Raw genomic sequence first — 19,392 nt, forward strand, 5'->3', positions numbered from 1 at the left:
GTAATGGCCACTGATCACGGCCTTCAGGCGATGTCGCGGGTCGCGGCGACCTTGGCCGGATCGGGTTCCCTGTCCGACACTCTCACCGCCCTGGCAGGCGAGGTCCGGCGGTCGGCCGGACTCGCGGCCGTCCACATTCAACTCAGCGAGGCAGGCTGGCGCACGCTGCCCATCGGAGCGTTGTCAGGTCTGCCCGGAACCGCGGACGAATTGCGCGACCGGCTCATCCAGTGCCAGGCGCTCGGCGCCGAACTGGTGTCCCTCAACGCGATTGCCCAACGCAGGCCCGTTGTCGTATCCCACCGCTGGGAGACCTTTCGCACCAATCCCGCCTGGGCGCCGATCCTGTCGATACATCAGGCGATTTCCTGGGAGAGCTTCGTGGCAGCGCCGTTGATCTTGCCCGACGGTGTGCTCGGTTACCTGAGTGCCTTCTACCCACCCGGACAAGAACCGGATCCCGACGAGATCTACTTCCTGTCGGCCGTCGCGGACCAGGCCGCGGTGACGATCGACCACGCCGGGATGATCGTCGACAGCCGAGCCCGCGCGGTTATGGAGGAGCGTCGCAAGTTCGCCGCCGACCTGCATGACTCCATCGTGCAGGAGATGTTCTCGTTGTCGATGCACGCGAGGGCGATCGAACTGACCAACGAGACGTCCGGGGCCGGTGCGGTCGCCAAAATTCGCGCTGACGCCGCTCGGGTGGTGGATCTGTCGCAGTCGGTGGTGAAGTCGTTCCGTTCGATGATCGCGGAACTGCGGGCACCGCAGCCTCCGGAAAGGTCCGTGGTGATGTCGATCCGCGAGTGGGTCGCCGAGGCGAGTCTCGGCACCGATCTCACGGTGAAGGTCGTCGACGAGGTCGGCGACATGGACCTGCTTCCCGAGCATCGAGAGGAAGTGTGGTACCTCGTTCGTGAAGCGTTCCACAACGTCGTCAAGCACGCCCAGGCGAAGCACGCGGTCATCCGATTCGCGCAACGACACGAGGAGTCCCGAACCCTCCTGGTCATCGAGACGTCCGACGACGGAGTGGGGTTCCAACAGCGAAGCTCGCGTCCCGGCCACGTCGGTTTGCTTTCGATGAGCGAACGCGCCGAGCGCCTTGGGGGGAAGCTCACCATCGTGACCCGGCCCGGCAGCGGCACTCTCGTGCGCCTCGAGTTCTGCCCCGCCGAGCCGGGAAGCAGGTCGGTCCCTGCCGACGGCGCCGTCCCGATCGAATGGCAGGAACCGTCCGACGTGGCGAGCGAGAAGCAGTGAACGCGCCGGCAGCCGAGCAGATCCGACTGATGCTCGTGGACGACCACGCGGTGGTCAGGGCTGGGCTGCGTTCGTATGCTGACGCGGTTCCCGGTCTTTCGGTGGTGGGCGAGGCCGTTGACGGGGCCGACGCGCTGGGGCGCCTCGCGGAACTGGCCCAGGAGGGCCGGCTACCGGATGTGATCCTGATGGATCTGGTCCTACCGGGTATCGACGGGATACAGGTCGGCAGCCTGATCACCGCGCGGTATCCCACCGTGAAGATCCTGATCATGACCAGCTTCAGCGAGACGGGGAACGTCCGGCGGGCCATCGACGCCGGCTTGTCCGGTTACCTCCTCAAAGACGCGGGTTCCGACGAGATCGTCGCGGCGGTTCGAGCCGCGACTCGCGGCGAGCTTTATCTGGACTCCGCGATCACCCGCTGCCTGACCGGCCCGGCCGAACGAGGCGGCACAGGTCTCGACGGGCTGACGCCGCGCGAGCGTGAGGTGCTGATCCACATCGCGACGGGGCTGTCCAACATCCAGATCGCGAACAAGCTGCAGATCAGTGAACGCACGGCCCGCACCCACGTCAGCAACCTGTTCGCCAAGTTGGGCGTCGCCTCACGGACCCAGGCCGCGCTGCTCGCCGTCCGCGAGGGTCTCACCTCGGAGTCGACCTGACCTGACCCGATGGGCTGGGCCGTCCGCTCCGGCGAACCTGAATGTCGGTCACCGTGCCGGCAGTGCACCGGTCGTGCCGGCGTGGGGATTGCGGGCGGCGAGGACGGTGAACACGGTGGCGATGAGGGCCAGGCCGCCGTACCCGAGAGCGATCTGCGGTAGCGACAAGGACGCGGAGAGCCGGCCGGCGATGAGGGCGGGGATCGTCGCGCCGCAGTAGGAGAGGATGTAGACGACCGTGAAGATCGGTGCCCGGTCGGCCACGTCGCTGCCCTCCAGCAGGCCGCGGGTGGCGGAACTGATGGCGATGCCTTGGCTGGCGCCGGCAACGATCGTCGCGGCGAAGAACAGCACCAGCGCACCGGCCGCGATCGCCGTGATGATGCCGATCATCCCCACCAGAAACCCGATCATGCCGACGCGCTGGGCCACCGCCGGCGTGAACCGGCCACCCAGCGGAGCGCCGAGAACACTCGGACCCATGTACGCGGCGAACACCAGCCCCAAAATGAGGGGGCTCTGACTGTGGAGCTGGTCTTCGACCAACGCCGGCACGAAGGCTTGAAAGAAGGCCCCGGTCGCCCAGGTGGCGAGGAGCACCGCCGCCGCGACGGGGAGCAGGTGCCTCACCCTGGCCGGAACGCGGACCCGGGGCCGCAGCGACCGCCAGGCACCCGGCGTCGGAGTGACGGTTTCCGGGCTCACGATGATGAGCGCGGCAGAGACGAGAAGCAGGCCGATCACCACCAGGTAGACGAGATCACGCGGCCACGGACCGAACTGGACCAGCGCGCCGGAACCGATGGCACCGACGGCGAGGCCGAGCATCACTGTCTGGCTGGAGGCGACGGACGCCAACCAAGCGGGCCTGGCCGGTGCGGCGTCGACGATGTAGGACGTGAGGCTGCTGCTGGCCACGCCGGCACCGAAGCCCATCAGGAGCCGACCGGCGATCAAGACGCCGACGTGATGCACGTTCAGCAACAGCACACACCCCAGCAGGAGCAGACCGAGGCTGGCGACGGAAGTGGGCCGTCGCCCCAGGTGGTTCGACACCCGTCCCAGCACCAGCAGTGTGCTGAGGGTGGCGACGGAGTAGGCGACGACGGTGATCGAGATGTCGGCGTTGGTGAACCCGTCCTCGGCCCGGTAGATGTTGAACAGCGGGATCGTCGAGCCCACCGCGGCGAACGACGCCACGAGCGCGACCATCGCGGACAAGAACGCCAGGGTGCGTGTTGTCCCCCGTCGCGCGACGCCGGTCTTTGGTGACACGTTGGACATCGAGCCACGCCTTTCTCTTCGTCTGATGTTCTGAACCACGCCGCGGCTTCACCAGGAGTCTCGCTGTGTCTCGATCCAGGAGGGGACGTGCTTCCGGCAACGTCCGTCCATCACACATTGGACTATACAGTCCTCTTGACTGAGGCGGATCGGGCCGCGATGCGCATGTGGCGCACTGTCCCCGAACTCCATTGCCCGGAGGGAACGCGTGTGGTCGGCCGCGGCCGTGCTCGCACGCCTCGCGTTGGCCGCCGGATTCCTCTCGGCCGTCGCCGATCGGTTCGGCGGGTGGGGCCTGCCGCACACCGGACAGATCGCGTGGGGCAATTTCGCCGCGTACACCGCCTATACGCACAGTCTTTCACCGTACGTGCCCGACGGGCTCACCGGCGCGGCCGCGTGGGGCGCGACGGCCGCGGAATCGGTACTGGGCCTGACGTTGCTGGCCGGCGTCCTCGTGCGCTGGTCCGCCTGGGCGGCAACGGCGCTACTGGCGGTGTTCGGTGTGTCGATGGGGTTGTTCCTGGGCTGGGAAGCTCCGCTGAGCGCCTCGGTCTTCGCCGCCGCGGCGGCTCTGCTGCTGGCTCTCTCCCCCGTCGACACGTTCACCTTCAGCTTCGACCGGCTTTTCCAGCGGAAGCGAACCGATTAGGGGACTATGCAGTCCAGTCATCCTTGGTAGGTTCGGATCGCGGCCGATTCACACACTGAGGGTGGCACCCATGCCTGAGACCAAGACGAACATCTCCGTCGTAGACGACTTCTTTCGAGCAGTCGAACGTGGCGACATCGACACCGCGCGTGCCCTCTACGCCCAGGATGCCGTGATCTGGCACAACGACGGTGCCGGCGAACAAGACCGCGAAGCCAATCTCGCCGTCCTCCGGCTGTTCAGCACGGCCATCCGCGGCCTGCGCTTCGACGTGTCACGCCGTGTCGACGTCGGAGACGGGGTCTTCCAACAGCACGTCCTGCGCGGGCAGCTGCCCAACGGCGAGGAGTCCGCTCTCGACATCGCGATGTACCTCGCCGTCAGCGGCGGCAAGATCACCCGAATCGAAGAGTACTTCGACGTCGCCGGCGTGACCCACATCATCGCTATTGCCGGCGAATCCGGAGGGGCGTGAAACCGGCCTCCTTGGCAGCGCTCCAGAGTGCTCCCCAGCGCACTTGGCCGATGCCCTAGGTGTATTTGGCCAGGACGTTGGTAGCGGAAGGTTCTGGTTGACGTGGGGAGAGCCTCCGGTTGAGGTGTGGCTTGTCTAGGACCCACGTCAACCGGAGGCTCTCGTGTCTCACTGTAACGCCCGGACCACGTTCCTGGGCAGGTTGCTGATCGTCCAACGTCACCACGCGGGATGGCCCCAAGCCCACATCGCCGCCGCGATGGGTATCTCCCGTAAATGCGTGAAGACCTGGCTGGAGCGTTACGCCACCGAAGGCGAACCCGGGCTGCGGGACCGATCCTCACGCCCACACACCTCTCCCCGGCAAACCTCCAGCGAGCTCGAACAGCAGATCATCACCTTGCGGCAGCGTGAACGCCGCGGCCCGGCCTGGCTAGGCCACGAACTCGGTGTCCCGACACGGACGGTGTCACGGGTGCTGGCCCGCCACCAGATCCCGCGGCTGGCCGCATTGGACCCGATCACCGGACTGGTGATCCGGGCCAGCAAGACCACCGCCGTGCGCTACGAACGCGACCGGCCCGGCGAGCTGGTCCACATGGACGTCAAGAAGATCGGCCGCATCCCCGACGGCGGTGGCTGGCGAGCCCACGGCCGCGTGAACCGGGAAGCCACCCGCGACCGCAGCACCAAGATCGGATACGACTACGTCCATTCCCTGGTCGATGACCACTCCCGCCTGGCCTACTCCGAAATCCTCCCGGACGAGAAAGGGCCAACCTGCGCCGGCTTCCTCGACCGGGCGATCACCTACTTCGCCGGCCACGGCATCACCCGCATCGAGCGGCTGATGACCGACAACGCCTGGGCCTACCGCTGGTCCCTGCGCCAGGTCTGCGCCGAGCACAACATCCGGCAGAAGTTCATCAAACCCCACTGCCCCTGGCAGAACGGCAAAGTCGAGCGCCTCAACCGCACCCTGCAAACCGAATGGGCCTACCGCCAGGCCTTCACCAGCAACACCGACCGCACCGCAGCCCTTGCACCCTGGCTCGAGCACTACAACACTCAACGCCGCCACAGCGCACTCGGCGGACACCCACCCACCAGCCGACTGCCACCAACCTAATGGCCAAATACACCTAGGTGGGGCAGATTCTGCTCAACGTCGCTGCGCCCGGTCGAAGCCGGCCGCAGCGACGTTGAGCAGATCCTCCAGTACCCCTGGCCGTCTCGGCGCATGCTCGAAGCAGCATCCACCTCCCGGCCTGCGTTCAGGACAGCAGCGCCCGTACCGCGCCGGCGATGTGCGACGCGGAGATCCCCGCCGCGTCCAGCAGTTCGTGCGCCGCGCCCGAGCCGGGCATTTCCCGCACTGCGAGGTGTTTCATCCGCAGCGGTGCCGGCCCGCTCGCCAAGAGCGCGTCGGCGACGGCGGACCCGAGCCCGCCCTCCGGGTGGTGGTCCTCGGAGACCACGATCCGTCCGCCGGTGACGTCGGCCGCGGCAATCAGGGTCTCGGTGTCCACCGGTTTGACCGAGTAGAGGTCGATCACCCGCGCGGCGATGTTCTCTCGTGCCAGCTCGTCGGCCGCGGCCAGGCATTCGTGCAGGGTCACGCCGGCGCCGATCAACGTCACCACGTCGTCGTCGGTGGAACGCAGCACTTTGGCGCCACCGATCGGAAACTCCTCGTCCTCCGAGTACAGCGTCGGGTATCCGCCGCGCGTCGTGCGCAGGTAGCAGACGCCGGGACGATCGGCCATCTCCTTGGTCAGTGCCACGGTGCTCGGCCCGTCGCTGGGGTACAGGACCGTCGAGCCCTGAACCGCGCGCATCATCGCGAGGTCCTCGAGCCCCATCTGCGAGGGGCCATCGGCGCCGATCTCGACGCCGGCGTGCGAGCCGACCAGCCGGATGTCCGCGGCGGAGATGGCCGCCATCCGGATGAAGTCGTACGCCCTGGTGAAGAACGCGGCGAACGTCGACGCGAACGGCACGTAGTGCCGCACGCTCAGCCCGACAGCTGCCGCGATGAGCTGCTGCTCGGCGATGTACATCTCGAAGTAGCGGTCCGGGTAGGCGTGGGCGAACTCGTCGGTGTGCGTCGAGTTACTGACCTCGCAGTCCATCGCGACGACCCGGGGATGGATGCCGCCCAGCCACTTCAGTGCGTCGCCGTACGCCTTCCGGGTGGCCACCTTCTCGCCCAGTGAGTAAGCAGGTCTCGGTGTAGCAGCGCCCGCCGACCGCAATTCGGGTCCACGGTCGAAGGCCGGCACCGGGCCACGGACCAGCAGATTCCGCTCACCGCCCAGTTCGACGAGCGCGCGCTCGGCCATCTCGGCCGGCAGCGCCTTGCCGTGCCAGCCCTCCTGGTCCTCGACTTCGGAGAAGCCCTTGCCCTTGACGGTCTTGGCAAGGATCACTGTCGGCCGGTCGCCGCCCGCCCCCGCGGCGTGGAGCGCCTGGTCGATCGCCGGCAAGTCGTGGCCGTCCACGGAGATCACCGTCGCGCCGAACGACTCGGCGCGACGGGCGTAGGCGTCGAGGTTCCAGCCGAGTTCCGTAGGCCCGCGCTGGCCGAGCCGGTTGACGTCGACCATCGCCACGAGGTTGCCGAGCCCGTAATGACTCGCCTTGTCCAGCGCTTCCCAGATCGACCCTTCCGCCATCTCGCTGTCGCCGCACAACACCCATACGCGATAAGGCAGCTTGTCCAGGTACTTGCCGGCCAGGGCCACACCGACGGCGTCAGGCAGGCCCTGCCCGAGCGAGCCGGTGGCGACGTCGACCCACGGCAGGATCGGCGTGGGGTGGCCTTGCAGACGTGAGCCGAAGCGCCGGTAACCGGACATCAGCTCGTCGTCGGCGATGGCCCCGACAGCCTTGTACACCGAGTACAGCAGCGGGGAAGCGTGCCCCTTCGAGAAGATCAGGTGGTCGTTGGTGTCCGCTTCGGGACGATCCCAGTCGTAGCGCAGATGCCGGCCCACCAGCACCGCGAGCAGATCCGCCGCGGACATGCTGGAAGTGGGATGGCCGGAGCCCGCACTGGTGCTGCTGCGGATCGAGTCGACTCGCAGCTGCGCGGACAGCTCGGCGACCTCGTCCAGGCTGAGGTCAGTGGCGGGTTGCCGGGTGTCGGTCACGATTCTCTCCCCTCTCCGGGCGGCGACTCGTCACCGACTGTACTGCCGGTCGCCATCCCGTGCTGACACACGAAGTCCTCCGTTAGCCGCACGGAGTGGGCAGATCTTCCTGCCTCTGGCGGCTCGCGTCGGGGCGGCACCGACGCCTACTGGTGGGGATCGTTGGCCTGGAGCGCGTCTCCGGTGGTGGAAACGTAGACGACCAGCAGCTTGGCGGGCTCGGTCGTGCTCGGATTCGCCGCGACGACGTGGTGGGCGCCGGGCAGTTCGAACCAGGTTTGACCCTGGTGGTACGTGGTCGCTGCCTGGTCGTCGACCTGGCTTCGCACATCGCCTTCCAGCACGTAGGCGTACACGAAAGCCTGACCGTGGCGATGAGGCGGAGCGGCCGAGCCCGGCGGGAAGTCCACGATCTGCGACGTGAACGTCTTGCCCTCAGCGTTCGGAAGGGCCTGTTGCAGCAACACACTCACCTGGGGCGACGAAGCTGCCGTGCTTGTCACCGCGGTGGTGCCCGTCACCGCGGCCGGCGTGCTCTGGGCAGCAGAGCTGCAAGCTGTCGCGCCGGCCAGCGCGGCGACAACCAAAAACCGACCTACGATCTGCGAGGGAACCATGAAAAACCTCCTAAGGGATGTCTCGTAACCCGGTGTGGGTCGGTTGCCGGTGATCGTTGATCATGGTGTGGTGCAGGTGATCTCGGCGTCGCGGTCGGAGTGGATTGCCCCGTTCACGGGGTTGGAACCGGGTCAGTTCCGCACGTTGGTGCGGGTCGTGGCGAAACGTGGCGGTGACGAGATCGCCGATGGCCGTCCTGGTCGTCAGTGGCGTCTTGACCTGGCTGATCGTGTGCTGCTGGTGGCGACGTACTGGCGGACGAACCTGACGATGCGCCAGATCGGGCCGCTGTTCGGAGTGTCGCATTCCGCGGCGCATCGAGTGATCGACACGATCGGCCCGCTGCTGGCGCTGGCCCCGGTCCGCAAGCGGCGGATCGACGCGATCGCGATCGTGGACGGCACCTTGGTGCCGACGCGGGATCACCGGTTGGCAGCGCCGTCGAAGAACTACCGGTATTCGGCGAATGTGCAGGTCGCGATCGATGCCGACACCCGGTTGGTGATCGCGACCGGCGACGCGCATCCGGGCAACCGCAACGACTGCACTGTCTACCGCGACTCCGGCATCGAGCAGGAGTTGGCAGGTCGGCCGGTGATGGCCGACGGGGGCTACCAAGGAAATCCCGAGGTGATCATGCCCTACCGCAAGCCTCGTGACGGCAGTGATCTGCCGAACTGGAAGGAAGACCTCAACGCCGGCCATCGCAAAATCCGTGCCCGTGTCGAACACGCCCTGGCGCGGATGAAGTGCTGGAAGATCCTGCGCGACTACCGCCGCGCAGCCAGCACCTTGAACGACACAGTGTCCGGCATCGCGCACCTGCACAACATCCTCCTCGCAGACTGATCCGCAACACCAGCACCATCAACCACAAGACCAGTTACGAGACATCCCTTAGTGCCGAATTTTCTGCTTCCGCGGTTCAGTTGCGCCCGGCCATGACACCGCCGTCGACGTCGACGATCGCGCCGGTCATCCAGCTCGCTTTTTCCGAGAGCAGAAATGACGCCATGTTCGCGACGTCTTCCACGGTTCCGACCCGGCCCAGCGGATGCATGCTCGCGAAACTGTTCACGGGGTCCTCGAGGTGCGCCTCGGGAACCAGCCGGTAGTACGGCGGGGTCCGCACCGCTGCGGGTGAGACCGCGTTGACCCGAATGGCATGCGGTGCCAGCTCGATCGCGAGTGCCTTCGTCAGAGAGTGCAGGCCGCCCTTCTGCACGGAGAAACCGGTGTGCGGCGTTGCCGCGATCCCCTGGTGCGCCCACATCGCGCCGATGTTGACGATCGACCCTCCGTTGCCCGCGGAGAGCATGCCGGCGACGACGGTTTGGGTGATGAAAAACATCGCACGGTTCAGTTCGTTGAATGAGTCGTAGAATTCTTCGTCGTACTCGGTGAAGGGTTTGGGGACGAAGATTCCGGCCCCGTTGACCAGCAAGCTGGCGTCGGCATGTTCATCGGCGATCCGCTTTCGCACTTCGGGAATCCGGGCGCGGTCGGTCAGCTCCGCGGCGATGCCCCATGCCTTACCGTGCTGCGACAGCGCTTCCACCGCCGCTTGCAGCTTCTCCGGATTCCGACCGGTGATCACGGCGCTGCCGCCGCCGGCGATCACCTGTTCGGCCGTGGCGTAACCTATTCCACTACTACCGCCGACAACAACAATCTTGCGGCCTTCGAAGTCGTCGCTCACGAAATTTCTCCTTCATTGTCAAGACGCAGCATTGCGTTTACAGAGAGTCCGAAGCCGACGGTTCGGATGAACCGGAACAAGACCGGCCGACGACTGGGCGGCAGACCTGCACCAAGCGAAATCGAAGGCAACCGTCCACTCGAGACGGAGAAGGTTTCAACGCGGACGGTCATCTCACCGTGCCGGGTACCGCCTGCCCGGAGGTCGACCGACGCCAAAGATGCCCGCACACTGGCGTCGCAGCCATCAATCGTGGTGACGCCGGCACCGAGCCAGGCGGCAAGCACAGCTTCGCAGCTGCGGGCCGGCAGAGGCTGTTGATCACAGTGTGGACTATACAGTCCGCTCTGGCGCGTGTCATCGAGGTTGTTTTTTTCTCACCGGTTCGGATGGCCGGCAGGTCGGCACGCACGTCGAGCGGACGACGTCAACTACCCACAGATCGTTCGCTTCCGCGGTATCCCGTTACCGGCGACTCACACTTCGAGAGTACGGATGTAGTCGATGGCCATGTCGAGCGCGATGCGCATGGACTTGATGTCCCCCTCGGTCTGCGCGAGCAAGTACCCGCCTTCGAGGGCGCCCATCAAGCCGATGGCGAGCCGTTCGGGATCGGCGTCACAGCGCAGTTTGCCCGTGTCACGCATCCGCCGCAGACCATCCGCGATCAGGCCGAGCCAGGTTTCGAAGTGGCCGGCCAGAGCAGATCGAGCCCGCTGGTTCTGATCGGAAAGCTCACACGCCAGCGAGCCGAGTTGGCATCCATAAGCCCTGTTGCGCACAGTGTTCCGCTGGATGATCGCATCACGCCACCGCTCGAGCCCACTGACCGAGTCCAGCCGGCGCAGCTGTTCCCCCTGCGCGGTCAGCAGGTCTTCGGCCTGATGTTCGATCACATCCTGGACCAGCGCGTCCTTGTCGGCATAGTGACGGTAGAGCTGTGACTTGCTGGTACTGCTCGCCGCACGAACATCGTCGAGCGTGGTGGCGGCCACCCCCTTGACCGTCATCACGTCCACGGCAGCGCGGACGATCCGAGCCCGGGTCGCCTCACCCCGCGCCGTCAGCCGGACAGGCTTCATTGTGCTCTCCGGTTCCACCACCGCGACAGATTATCGCACCTGCCTGGGCCTGCGTGCCCCGCGATGCAATTCGGCCATCCGCGCCGAAGTCAATCCACTTCGTCACGCCGCAACCGTTAACCGCCGGAAAACGGACGTGGCGGAGATGTCCTGCATCCGCGACCGACTTACGACATCAGAGTCCGGTCGAGAAGCGCCGCCTGACTGACTCGTCGAGTGAAGACATCGCCGCATTGTCATTTCCACGAGATCGGTCTGACCCGCCGCATCGGAGTCAATCCCCGCTGTCGCCGTCGTCGGAAAGTGCCTTGCGGAGCTGGTTGACCGCCTGGCTCCTGGCCGCATCCGGAATCAGCCGGTCGTCGGCCTCGTGGGCGCGGTAGGCGTAGAGCCACGCCCGCGCTCCGTACACCTTCAGCCCGATGCCACCGCCTTCGTCGCCCGGTCTCCCGGACTCCTCCCGAAGCTGCGGGTCGAGGTGGTACCGAGACCTACTCAGCACGTCGGCCGCGTCGTCGAGCTCGGTGTCTTCCATCTCGGCCCACTCACCTCGGACCAACCCCGGCACTGCCACGACGGCATCAGCGAAATTGATCAGGCCCGGCGGCGACGCCTCGACACCCCACGGTCCCTGGTGGTATCGGCTGCACGCGGCATCGATCGACCGCACGGCCGCCACGGATTCGGCAGACCATTCGAGGTCGTCGGTGCCGGGCACTCGGAACAGGTTGTCAACCAACTGCTGCGCAAGCGGCACGAGCGAAGCCACGAACGCGTCGCCTTGTTCGCGAGTCAGGTACACCCACGCGGGCGTCGACGGACGCCCCGCAGCGGGGAAATCCACGCGTGTCCAGGTGTCGATGAAGAACATCAGTAACTCCGGAATCGGCCGGGTGGCCGCATTCATGGAGTTGATCGGACTCTCGCCGGGGTACTGCGACTTCCAGACCGCGCGATCCTCATCTCCGAGAACGGGCACGTACACCCGCCAGTCAGCGCAGAAAAACGACATCTCACCGGTGCGGACATTGAGCAGGACACGCTGGTAATGCCCCACCCATGAGTCAGCCTGGGTGGGCAGCGGAGGCAAATCCACATCTTCGGGAACCGGGATGTGCACAATCTCCACCGCATCGGCGTTGCGGGGCACGGTGAGTGCAGGGGTGACGCGCATAGTGGGCTTCCTCCTCCCCGCAGCGGCTCGGGCAATGAGCTTGTCGTGGAACCGAAATGGTGCCAATCTGCTTGTCATCGCTCAGGCAAGACGTCAATTTACTTGACATCCACTGCGTGGCGGAGACAATTCCCGACCGCGAGCAGTGCGCCGTGTCGACTGCCGGCGTCGTGGCGCTCCCTGTGCACGACCGACCGCCCCGCGACGCGGACGGCGCCGCGGGCCTGCGGGACGGTCGCCAGTCCGAAGGTGAAGCTGTTCGGCGGAGCCGGCAGGGCCGGTGGGCCGAAGGGGACGTGCAAGAACATCAGCTGCATGTCGGGCCCGGTGAGGCTCGGGTCGCTGCGCCACACCATCGAGGTCTCGGCGTGGTTGGTGTTGCCGGGCGGAATCGGCTGTGCGACCTCGTAGACGACGTTGCACAGCGGGTGGTCGTGGAGGTTGCGGCCGACGCCGGGCAGGCCATGCGCCGGAAATACGGCAGGACCGAGTCGTAGTCCCAGCCCGTGCAGCCCATCCTCGCCCACTCGTCGAAGTCGTCGCGGTGACCTCGCAGGTGCACCATCGCGTTGATGCTGTGCGACCCGCCGAGGGTGTGACCACGCGGCCAGTCGTGTGCGGCCCCGCCGGTGCCGGCCTGCGGGACGGTGCGGTAGCCGTAGTCGACTTCGGTGCCCCGGAGAGAGGGCCACGCGGGTGGGTCGGAGATTTCCGCCTTGGAATCGGGGCTCCCGGACTCGAGCAGCAGCACGCGACTGTCAGTGTCCTCCGACAGACGTGCGGCCACCACACACCCGGCTGTGCCCCCGCCGACGACCACATAGTCGTAGCGAGCACTCATGAGCCGGCCTCGACCGAGCGGCCGGCGGCCGGTTTCGAGCGTGCTCGAACGAAGATGCTGTCCATGCCGGCTCCTTCATCTGTACGGTGCAGCTCCCACACGTAGCCCCACAGGTACGACGTCGCATACGACCGATACGGCCGCCATGGCTCACTGCGCTGCTCCGCGGCCTTCGGCGTGATCCGCCTGTCCAGTCGATCGAATGTCGTGATCGCCGAGCGCACAGCGAGGTCGCCGGCCGGGAAGATGTCCGGTCGACGCAGGTACCGCATCATGAACATCTTCGCTGTCGAAGGACCGATACCCGCCACGGCCACGAGCTTGGTTTGAATTTCGGCATCCGACATCGCCGCGAGCTTGTCCGGGTCCAGCAGGCCGTCATCGGCGTGTTCTGCAACCTCGCGGATTGCCCTGGCTTTCGGGTGGGACAAGCCCGCTCCGCGCAGAGTCCGTTCGTCGGCCGTGACGACCCGCTCCGTGGTGATGGAGCCGCCCAGCTGCATGACAAGCCGGTTGTAGATCGCCAAGGCGGTTGCCCTGCTGAGCTGCCGCGAGGCGATCGCGAACGACAACCATTCGAGCGGGCCGTGGACCTCGACCGGAAGGTGTGACTCGTAGGCATCGATCGGTCCTGTCGACCGCACCCAGAGGGCGAGCGAGTCGCCGCGCGAGCCCAAGTACTCGTACGCGGCGCGCTGTTCCTTGGTTGCGCGCTTCCCCGTGCGAGTCATGGTCACGTCACCAGGGTCCCAAATATGGCCCGCATAGTCCAGGAACAGGTCGCGCGATCCAGACGTTCGCCCGAGCCCGTAATGGTGGCAGGCCAAGTACGCGCCGCAGGTCGACCGCACGAGTGGACTATATGGTTCTCTTCGGTGCATGATGGATAGGCGGGTAGCCGTCCTCTGGCACCTCGCGACACCGGCTGGGCTCGGCGCCATGTCGTCGAGCTGTCGTGTCAAGAGACCAACTACTGTGGAGTGATCACCATGTCGGCACGTGCAGCCCTGATCACCGGCGGCACCAGCGGGATCGGGAAGGCGACCGCGCAGGTACTGCACAGCCGTGGCTATCGCGTCGCGGTCACCGGACAACGTCCGGAAAGCGTCGCCCGGGCGCGCGAGGAGTTCCCCGAAGACGTTCTGGTCTTGCAAGCCGACGCGCGCTCGCTCGCTGACACCGACAAGGTGGTGTCCGAAGTCGGCGAACGATTCGGGAGTCTGACCACGCTGTACCTGAACGCCGGCGTCAGCCGGCCCGTGACTCTGGACGTCTGCGACGAAGCGGCCTTCGACGAGGTGTTCGCCGTCAACACCAAAGGGCAGTTCTTCACCCTGGTCAAGGCGCTGCCGCTGCTGACCGACGGCGCTTCTGTCATTGTCACGGTGGGAATCGGAGCGACGCGAAGCCTGACCGGCAACAGCATCGCGGCCGGGTCGCACGGCGCGTTGCTGGCCATGATCCCGACGCTGGCCTTGGAGCTCGCCCCGCGCCGCATCCGGGTCAACGCCGTGAGCCCGGGATTCACCGACACCCCCATGACGCGGACCGCTCTCGGCACGGGATCTGACGACGTCCCCGCGACGATGGCGGAGATGGCGGAGAAGAACCCGTTCGGTCGCCTGGGCACGCCTGAGGACATCGCCGGGACCGTCGCGTTCCTGGCTTCGGACGAGGCCGCCTACGTCACAGGGCAGGAGATCGTGGTGTCCGGCGGCGCCGGGTTGGCCATCTGACCGAGCGCACGAGAAGACGAACCTTCAACGGTCGGCAGGATTCCGCATCCTGCCGGCCGTCTCATCACTGCAGCTGACTGACGAGTTTGTCGGCGGCGAGGGTGAGGGCTTCCGTGTAGCTGGGGAACTGGACGATGCCGTCGGCGAGATCGTCGATGGTGAGGTGGTGCCGAATGGCGAGGGCGGCGGTGTTGATCCACTCGCCGGCGAGCGGAGCGACGGCCCAGGCACCGACGAGTGTGCGCTGCCGGCGGTCCGCGATCAGTGTGAAGGTTCCGTAGGGGTCCGTCTCGTAGGTGTAGGGGCGCGCGATCTCGTCGGCCAGCTGCAGGGTGGAGGCCACGATGTCGATCCCCTGGCAGCGGGCTGACGCGGGGGTGAGGCCCACGGCGGCGATCTCGGGCTGGGTGAACACCACGCGGGGGACGGCGGTGTAGTCGGCGACGCGCGGGCGGCCCAAGATGTTGTCGGCCACCACGCGGCCCTGGTAAGTGGCCACGTGGGTGAACAGCGCGACTCCTGTCACGTCTCCGACGGCCCACAGCCCGTCCCCGGCCCGGCAGTTTTCGTCTACTTCGATGTGCCCCCGGGACCCGGGCCGCACGCCGACGGCCTCCAGGTTCAGGGAGGCGGTGTGGGGAGTGCGACCGGTGGCGTTGACGAGGACATCGGTGCCCACAGTGGTGCCGTCATCCAGCTCGACGACGATCTCTTCGCCACGCCGGCCGGAAACGCGCCGGACGGTGTGCGCTCGGACGCCGGTCCGCACGTCGATTCCATCCGCAGTCAACAGCTCGGCGATCAAGTCGCCCAGTGCCGGATCTTCGCGGTCCAGCAAGCGCGAGCCGCGCTGCACGATGGTGACCTGGCTGCCCATGCGAGTCAGGAAATGGCCGAGTTCGATGCCGGTGGCGCCGCCGCCGAGGAAGGTCACCCGTTCCGGGATCCGGGTGAGGGTGGTCGTCTGGCGGTTGGTCCACACCGGCACATCGGCCAGACCGGCGATCGACAGGTGGCTCGGAGCCGCGCCGGTGGCGATGACGACGTGGTCGGCGGTCAGCGTGCGGCCCTGGACCTCGACCTTGCCGGGCCCGACCAGGCGCGCGGTCGCCTTGATCACGGTGGCGCCGAGCTTGCGCAAACCGTCGACCTGGCCGGAGTCGTCGAGGTGGCGGACCATGAAGTCGCGGTAGTCACGCAACGTCGTCCACTCCAGACCCGGCCGCGTGAGCCCGGCGGTGCGCTCGGCTTCGGCGCGAGCTTCGGTGGAACGCAGCAGGGTCTTGGACGGGATGCAGGCCCAGTAGGCACATTCCCCGCCGATCAGCTCCTTTTCGATGACCGCGATCCGTTTCCCGCCGGCCAGGAGCCGGTAAGCGGCGGCTTCACCGCCGGTGCCCATGCCGATCACGATCGCGTCGAAGTGTTCACTCATCAAGACCACCATCCGATGGGTCTGTCCTGTCATTCCGGTCGCGGTCGAGGTCGGCTCCCCCGTCGCACGGACCAGGCCCGAAAAGACTCGCGCTGCGGCGAACGCGCGATCCTCCGAGGAAAGGGAAACCGCTCAACGCGGCGAGGTTCGGTCCTGAGAAGTCGGGTTCAGCAGCGCCGCGGGTTCACCGCCGTCGAGGAAAGCGTCGCGAGGGTGCTGCACCGACGCCAGCGAGAGGATGTCCCGGCCGAACAACCCGGCGGTCAGCCAGATCACGAGCACTCGGACCTTGCGTTCCCAGCTGGGCACGGCCAGCACGTGATAGCCACGATGCATCAGCCAGGCGAGTGGCCCCTTGATCACGAATCGCCGATACTGGAAGATCCCGTGACCGATGCCGAGCTCCGCGATGGAGCCGAGGCTGTGGTGACGGTAGTTCTTCGGCTTTCCGCCGCGCATGGTCGCGACGATGTTGCGGGCGAGCAGCTTTCCCTGGCGCACGGCGTGCTGGGCGTTGGGCACCGTGCGGGTGCCGGGGATCGGCGAGGTGAGGTCTTCGATCGCGGCGTCGTCGCCGGCGGCCCATGCGTCGGGTACTGGTTCGGCGTCGGTGCCGACCCGCAGGTCCGGCCGGGCGACGACGAATCCACGCTCGTCCACCGGGAGGTCGGTGTGCTTTTCCACAACCGGATTCGCCGCGTTGCCTGCCGTCCACACGATGAGCTCCGAATCGAACTCCTCGCCGGTGGAGAGCACCACGTGCCCACCGGTCATCGACCTGATCTGCGTGTCCACGTGCACCTGCGCACCACGTCGTCGCAGGAAACGCACGACCCACCGTCCTGGCGAGTCGGTGACCTCGGGCAAGATCCGGCCCGACGCTTCGACGAGGTGGAACCGAAGCTCGTCGCGATGCAGTTCGGGATAGCGCTTCAGCAGCGCGGTCGCCAGCGACAGCAGCTCGGCGAAGCCCTCGACGCCGGAGAACCCACCCCCGACGAAAGTGGCGGTGAGCAGCTTCTGCCGGTGCGGCCCCGGCGGCAGCACGGCCGCGCGGTCGAACGACGTCAGCAGCCGGTCGCGGATCGCGACCGCTTCCTCCACGTGCTTGAGGCCGATGGCCTGTTCGGCGATGCCTGGCACCGGGAACTTGCGGGTGACCGCGCCGGCGGTGACCACGACGACGTCGTAACCCTGTTCGAACGGGTCCCCGCCGGCGCGCCGGATCGTCACCGAACGGCGTTTGTGGTCGATCGCGTCGACCATCCCGGTGATGATCCGCGTGCGGTGGAGGTGGCGGCGCAGCGACACCGCGGCGTGCCGCGCCTCGATCGACCCGGCCACCACCTCGGGCAAGAACGGCTGATAGGTCATGTACGGCCGCGGGTCGACCACCGTCACTTCGGCCTCGTCCCGGCGCAGCTTCTTTTCGAGTTTCCACGCGGCGTAGAAGCCCGCGTATCCGCCGCCGACGATCAAGATCTTGCGCATGAGGCCTCTGTTTCTCAAGTTCGCGGCCGAAGATGCCCTAGTCGAACTCGCTGCCCGACACCGAATCGAGCCATCGCACCCAGGCCGGGCATCGTGCGCACACCGCTCTGTCCGGGCTCAGTCGTGTTGCCCGATCCTCTGCGCCGTGCCGGCGACGGTTCTTACCCCGGATCTTGGATCTTCCAGCCGTCCTGTGGCGGCACCGCCTGCGACACCTCCCACAGCAGGGCCGCGGCATAGGTGCGGAACGGCGCCCACTGCCTGCCGAACCCTTCGTCGGCGCTGCCACACGCCCAGATCCGCCGGACAACCCGGGCGAGCACCGGGTCGTCGACCGGCAGCACGTCCGGCCGGTGCAGGCGGCGGATCAGGAACAGGTCCGTCACATCACGGGGAATCCCGTACCGCGCAAGGATCTGCCGGACTTGGCAGTCGTTGCGCCCGACGAGGAGGTCCAGGTCGATGTCGCCGGCCAGCTGTGCCTGCGAAAGCCGCACCAGCCGGTCGGCGTCCGCCCGCGGCACACCCAGCGCGGTCAGCCGGTCGGCACCGAGGTCGGCGACCATCGCCGGAGACGGGTGGCCGCACGACGCACGGCAGATCTGCGCGTACACCGTGGAAGTCGAAGGCGCGCGGAACTGCCTCGCACCGAAGTAGCGAACCAGCGCCGGGAAATGGCCGCCGAGACCGGCTTCCTCCCGGTGGCTGAACGGCTCCGGCCGGCCGAACCGGTGAACAAGGCAGCGCAAGACCGGGTCGCGCCCCACCAGGTGGTCATAAGCGAGTTCCGACTCCGTGACAGCGGCACCGACCAAGACAGGAATATCCCGCGCGTGCAAACCGACCTTCATCGGACGCCTCCTGCTCACAGTTCAGTCCGTAGCCGGCGGACGTGGCCTTGTCCCACGCCTCGGCATGCCGAGCTCTGCGTTCCAGTCAGCCGCACGAGCGCCCAGAACGGACCTGTACCGTCCCCGGGTCGCGCGGAACCCGTAAGTCACGCGGGGCGCGAAGGAGTCAGCCAGGTCCACATAGGACTTCAGCACGCCGGCATCGACACCGCGCGCCCGGATCCGCGCACGCCGGATCCGGCGCCTCGCTGATCAACCCGTCATCGCCGGGCTAGCTCCGAACGGTGTCCAGAAGCTCCAGCCACGCCCTGATGAACATCTCGAACCCGTCGTCCTCGGCAGCGCGGTGCGCGGCGCCGGCGGCGGGCTCCTCCCCCGTGTCGCCGCAGCCGCCGATCGCGACCGTTTCCCGGCCGGTGAACCTGTCGGTCATAGCTCTCCGTCGCATGCCGAGAGTCGTTGGTCGTTGATCCCAGGAATTGACGGCAGCAGCTCAGGCGCGGCGGCCGTAGATCTGGGGATCCACGGGCCGCTCGGGCTTCGGAAGCCCGCCGACCACGAGACGGTAGGAATCGATCACGAGCTCCTTCACCAGCTTCGCGCCGATGGTGCCCCCGCCTTCCACCGTAATCCAGTGCTTCTTGTTCATGTGGTAGCCGAGGGTGATGTCCGCGTGCTGCTCACGCAGTGCGGTGGCGTTGTCCGGATCCGCTTTCACGACCACAACCGGGTGTCCCGGCAGATCGGTCATGAGCATGAAGACCTTGCCGCGCACCTTGTAGAGGTCCCAATCGGGGCCGGAACGGTGCTCTAGGTCGGCGCCGGGCAGTGCCACACCGCAGTCGCCCGCGATCTTCTGCAGCTTGTCGCCGTCCAAGGTGACCATCTCCTCTGTCGATTCGGCTTCGATCGCCACGTACTCAGCTACCGCGACAGCGGAGGTTCTTACTGCGGAGGCCATCAACCGG

At 66.9% G+C, this 19,392-nt stretch carries 20 protein-coding genes; 7 read left to right on the forward strand and 13 right to left on the reverse strand.

The window, feature by feature from the left end:
- Nucleotides 1-3: 3 nt before the first annotated feature.
- Together K1T34_RS01100 and K1T34_RS01105 are read left to right on the forward strand one after the other, a co-directional pair.
- Nucleotides 4-1,266, forward strand: coding sequence for a GAF domain-containing sensor histidine kinase (locus tag K1T34_RS01100; protein WP_220242443.1), 1,263 nt, complete (start codon nt 4-6; stop codon nt 1,264-1,266).
- Nucleotides 1,263-1,934 (forward strand): response regulator transcription factor, encoded by a 672-nt coding sequence (locus tag K1T34_RS01105; RefSeq protein ID WP_255638219.1) that lies wholly within the window; start codon nt 1,263-1,265, stop codon nt 1,932-1,934. Before K1T34_RS01100 ends, K1T34_RS01105 begins: the two co-directional genes overlap by 4 nt.
- A gap of 48 nt (nt 1,935-1,982) precedes the next feature.
- On the opposite strand, the gene K1T34_RS01110 is transcribed toward K1T34_RS01105, so the two are convergent.
- Nucleotides 1,983-3,146 (reverse strand): MFS transporter, encoded by a 1,164-nt coding sequence (locus K1T34_RS01110; RefSeq protein WP_255638872.1) that lies wholly within the window; start codon nt 3,144-3,146, stop codon nt 1,983-1,985.
- Nucleotides 3,147-3,426: 280 nt separating this feature from the next.
- On the opposite strand from K1T34_RS01110, the gene K1T34_RS01115 reads away from it, so the two are divergent.
- From K1T34_RS01115 to K1T34_RS01125, 3 genes are all read left to right on the forward strand, one after another.
- Nucleotides 3,427-3,870, forward strand: coding sequence for a hypothetical protein (locus K1T34_RS01115; protein WP_220242446.1), 444 nt, complete (start codon nt 3,427-3,429; stop codon nt 3,868-3,870).
- A gap of 70 nt (nt 3,871-3,940) precedes the next feature.
- Complete coding sequence (locus tag K1T34_RS01120) at nt 3,941-4,345, forward strand: nuclear transport factor 2 family protein (protein ID WP_220242447.1); 405 nt, start codon at nt 3,941-3,943, stop codon at nt 4,343-4,345.
- Between the two features lie 163 nt (nt 4,346-4,508).
- Nucleotides 4,509-5,474: an IS481 family transposase gene (locus K1T34_RS01125; protein WP_220242448.1), complete on the forward strand. Its 966-nt coding sequence runs from the start codon at nt 4,509-4,511 to the stop codon at nt 5,472-5,474.
- A 145-nt stretch (nt 5,475-5,619) separates the two neighbouring features.
- Here K1T34_RS01125 and K1T34_RS01130 read toward each other — a convergent pair whose 3' ends face one another.
- Together K1T34_RS01130 and K1T34_RS01135 are read right to left on the reverse strand one after the other, a co-directional pair.
- Nucleotides 5,620-7,497 carry a transketolase gene (locus K1T34_RS01130; RefSeq protein ID WP_220242449.1) on the reverse strand — a complete coding sequence of 626 codons (1,878 nt, stop codon included), beginning with the start codon at nt 7,495-7,497 and terminating at the stop codon, nt 5,620-5,622.
- Nucleotides 7,498-7,643: 146 nt separating this feature from the next.
- On the reverse strand, nt 7,644-8,114 hold the full coding sequence (locus K1T34_RS01135) for a cupin domain-containing protein (protein ID WP_220242450.1): 471 nt from the start codon (nt 8,112-8,114) through the stop codon (nt 7,644-7,646).
- 70 nt (nt 8,115-8,184) lie between these two features.
- On the opposite strand from K1T34_RS01135, the gene K1T34_RS01140 reads away from it, so the two are divergent.
- The gene (locus tag K1T34_RS01140) at nt 8,185-8,964 is read left to right on the forward strand and encodes a transposase family protein (protein ID WP_220239925.1); all 780 of its coding nucleotides are present in this window, start codon (nt 8,185-8,187) and stop codon (nt 8,962-8,964) included.
- Between the two features lie 76 nt (nt 8,965-9,040).
- Here K1T34_RS01140 and K1T34_RS01145 read toward each other — a convergent pair whose 3' ends face one another.
- The 5 genes from K1T34_RS01145 to K1T34_RS01165 all read right to left on the reverse strand — a co-directional run bounded on the left by K1T34_RS01145 (nt 9,041) and on the right by K1T34_RS01165 (nt 13,642).
- Nucleotides 9,041-9,814 (reverse strand): SDR family NAD(P)-dependent oxidoreductase, encoded by a 774-nt coding sequence (locus K1T34_RS01145; protein ID WP_220242451.1) that lies wholly within the window; start codon nt 9,812-9,814, stop codon nt 9,041-9,043.
- 476 nt (nt 9,815-10,290) lie between these two features.
- Complete coding sequence (locus K1T34_RS01150) at nt 10,291-10,917, reverse strand: TetR/AcrR family transcriptional regulator (RefSeq protein ID WP_220242452.1); 627 nt, start codon at nt 10,915-10,917, stop codon at nt 10,291-10,293.
- 253 nt (nt 10,918-11,170) lie between these two features.
- A complete protein-coding gene (locus K1T34_RS01155; RefSeq protein ID WP_220242453.1) occupies nt 11,171-12,070 on the reverse strand; it encodes a hypothetical protein in 900 nt (299 codons plus the stop codon).
- Between the two features lie 307 nt (nt 12,071-12,377).
- Nucleotides 12,378-12,911 (reverse strand): GMC family oxidoreductase N-terminal domain-containing protein, encoded by a 534-nt coding sequence (locus K1T34_RS54540; RefSeq protein WP_220242454.1) that lies wholly within the window; start codon nt 12,909-12,911, stop codon nt 12,378-12,380.
- Nucleotides 12,908-13,642, reverse strand: coding sequence for a DNA-3-methyladenine glycosylase (locus K1T34_RS01165; protein ID WP_255638873.1), 735 nt, complete (start codon nt 13,640-13,642; stop codon nt 12,908-12,910). The genes K1T34_RS54540 and K1T34_RS01165 overlap by 4 nt, the downstream gene beginning before the upstream one ends.
- A gap of 258 nt (nt 13,643-13,900) precedes the next feature.
- On the opposite strand from K1T34_RS01165, the gene K1T34_RS01170 reads away from it, so the two are divergent.
- Nucleotides 13,901-14,647, forward strand: coding sequence for an SDR family oxidoreductase (locus K1T34_RS01170; protein ID WP_220242456.1), 747 nt, complete (start codon nt 13,901-13,903; stop codon nt 14,645-14,647).
- A gap of 64 nt (nt 14,648-14,711) precedes the next feature.
- Here the strand turns inward: K1T34_RS01170 and K1T34_RS01175 are convergent, their stop codons facing one another.
- The 5 genes from K1T34_RS01175 to K1T34_RS01195 form a co-directional block, all read right to left on the reverse strand.
- Nucleotides 14,712-16,082 (reverse strand): NAD(P)/FAD-dependent oxidoreductase, encoded by a 1,371-nt coding sequence (locus tag K1T34_RS01175; protein ID WP_220242457.1) that lies wholly within the window; start codon nt 16,080-16,082, stop codon nt 14,712-14,714.
- A 132-nt stretch (nt 16,083-16,214) separates the two neighbouring features.
- Nucleotides 16,215-17,573: an NAD(P)/FAD-dependent oxidoreductase gene (locus K1T34_RS01180; protein ID WP_220242458.1), complete on the reverse strand. Its 1,359-nt coding sequence runs from the start codon at nt 17,571-17,573 to the stop codon at nt 16,215-16,217.
- 161 nt (nt 17,574-17,734) lie between these two features.
- Nucleotides 17,735-18,424 carry a hypothetical protein gene (locus tag K1T34_RS01185; protein WP_220242459.1) on the reverse strand — a complete coding sequence of 230 codons (690 nt, stop codon included), beginning with the start codon at nt 18,422-18,424 and terminating at the stop codon, nt 17,735-17,737.
- A gap of 271 nt (nt 18,425-18,695) precedes the next feature.
- Entirely contained in the window at nt 18,696-18,857 is a 162-nt protein-coding gene (locus K1T34_RS01190) for a hypothetical protein (RefSeq protein WP_220242460.1), read from the reverse strand.
- A 60-nt stretch (nt 18,858-18,917) separates the two neighbouring features.
- Nucleotides 18,918-19,340 carry an MmcQ/YjbR family DNA-binding protein gene (locus K1T34_RS01195; RefSeq protein ID WP_255638221.1) on the reverse strand — a complete coding sequence of 141 codons (423 nt, stop codon included), beginning with the start codon at nt 19,338-19,340 and terminating at the stop codon, nt 18,918-18,920.
- Nucleotides 19,341-19,392: the final 52 nt, after the last annotated feature.

Origin of the sequence: Amycolatopsis sp. DSM 110486 (genome assembly GCF_019468465.1) — a bacterium.
Taxonomy (GTDB): Bacteria; Actinomycetota; Actinomycetes; order Mycobacteriales; family Pseudonocardiaceae; genus Amycolatopsis.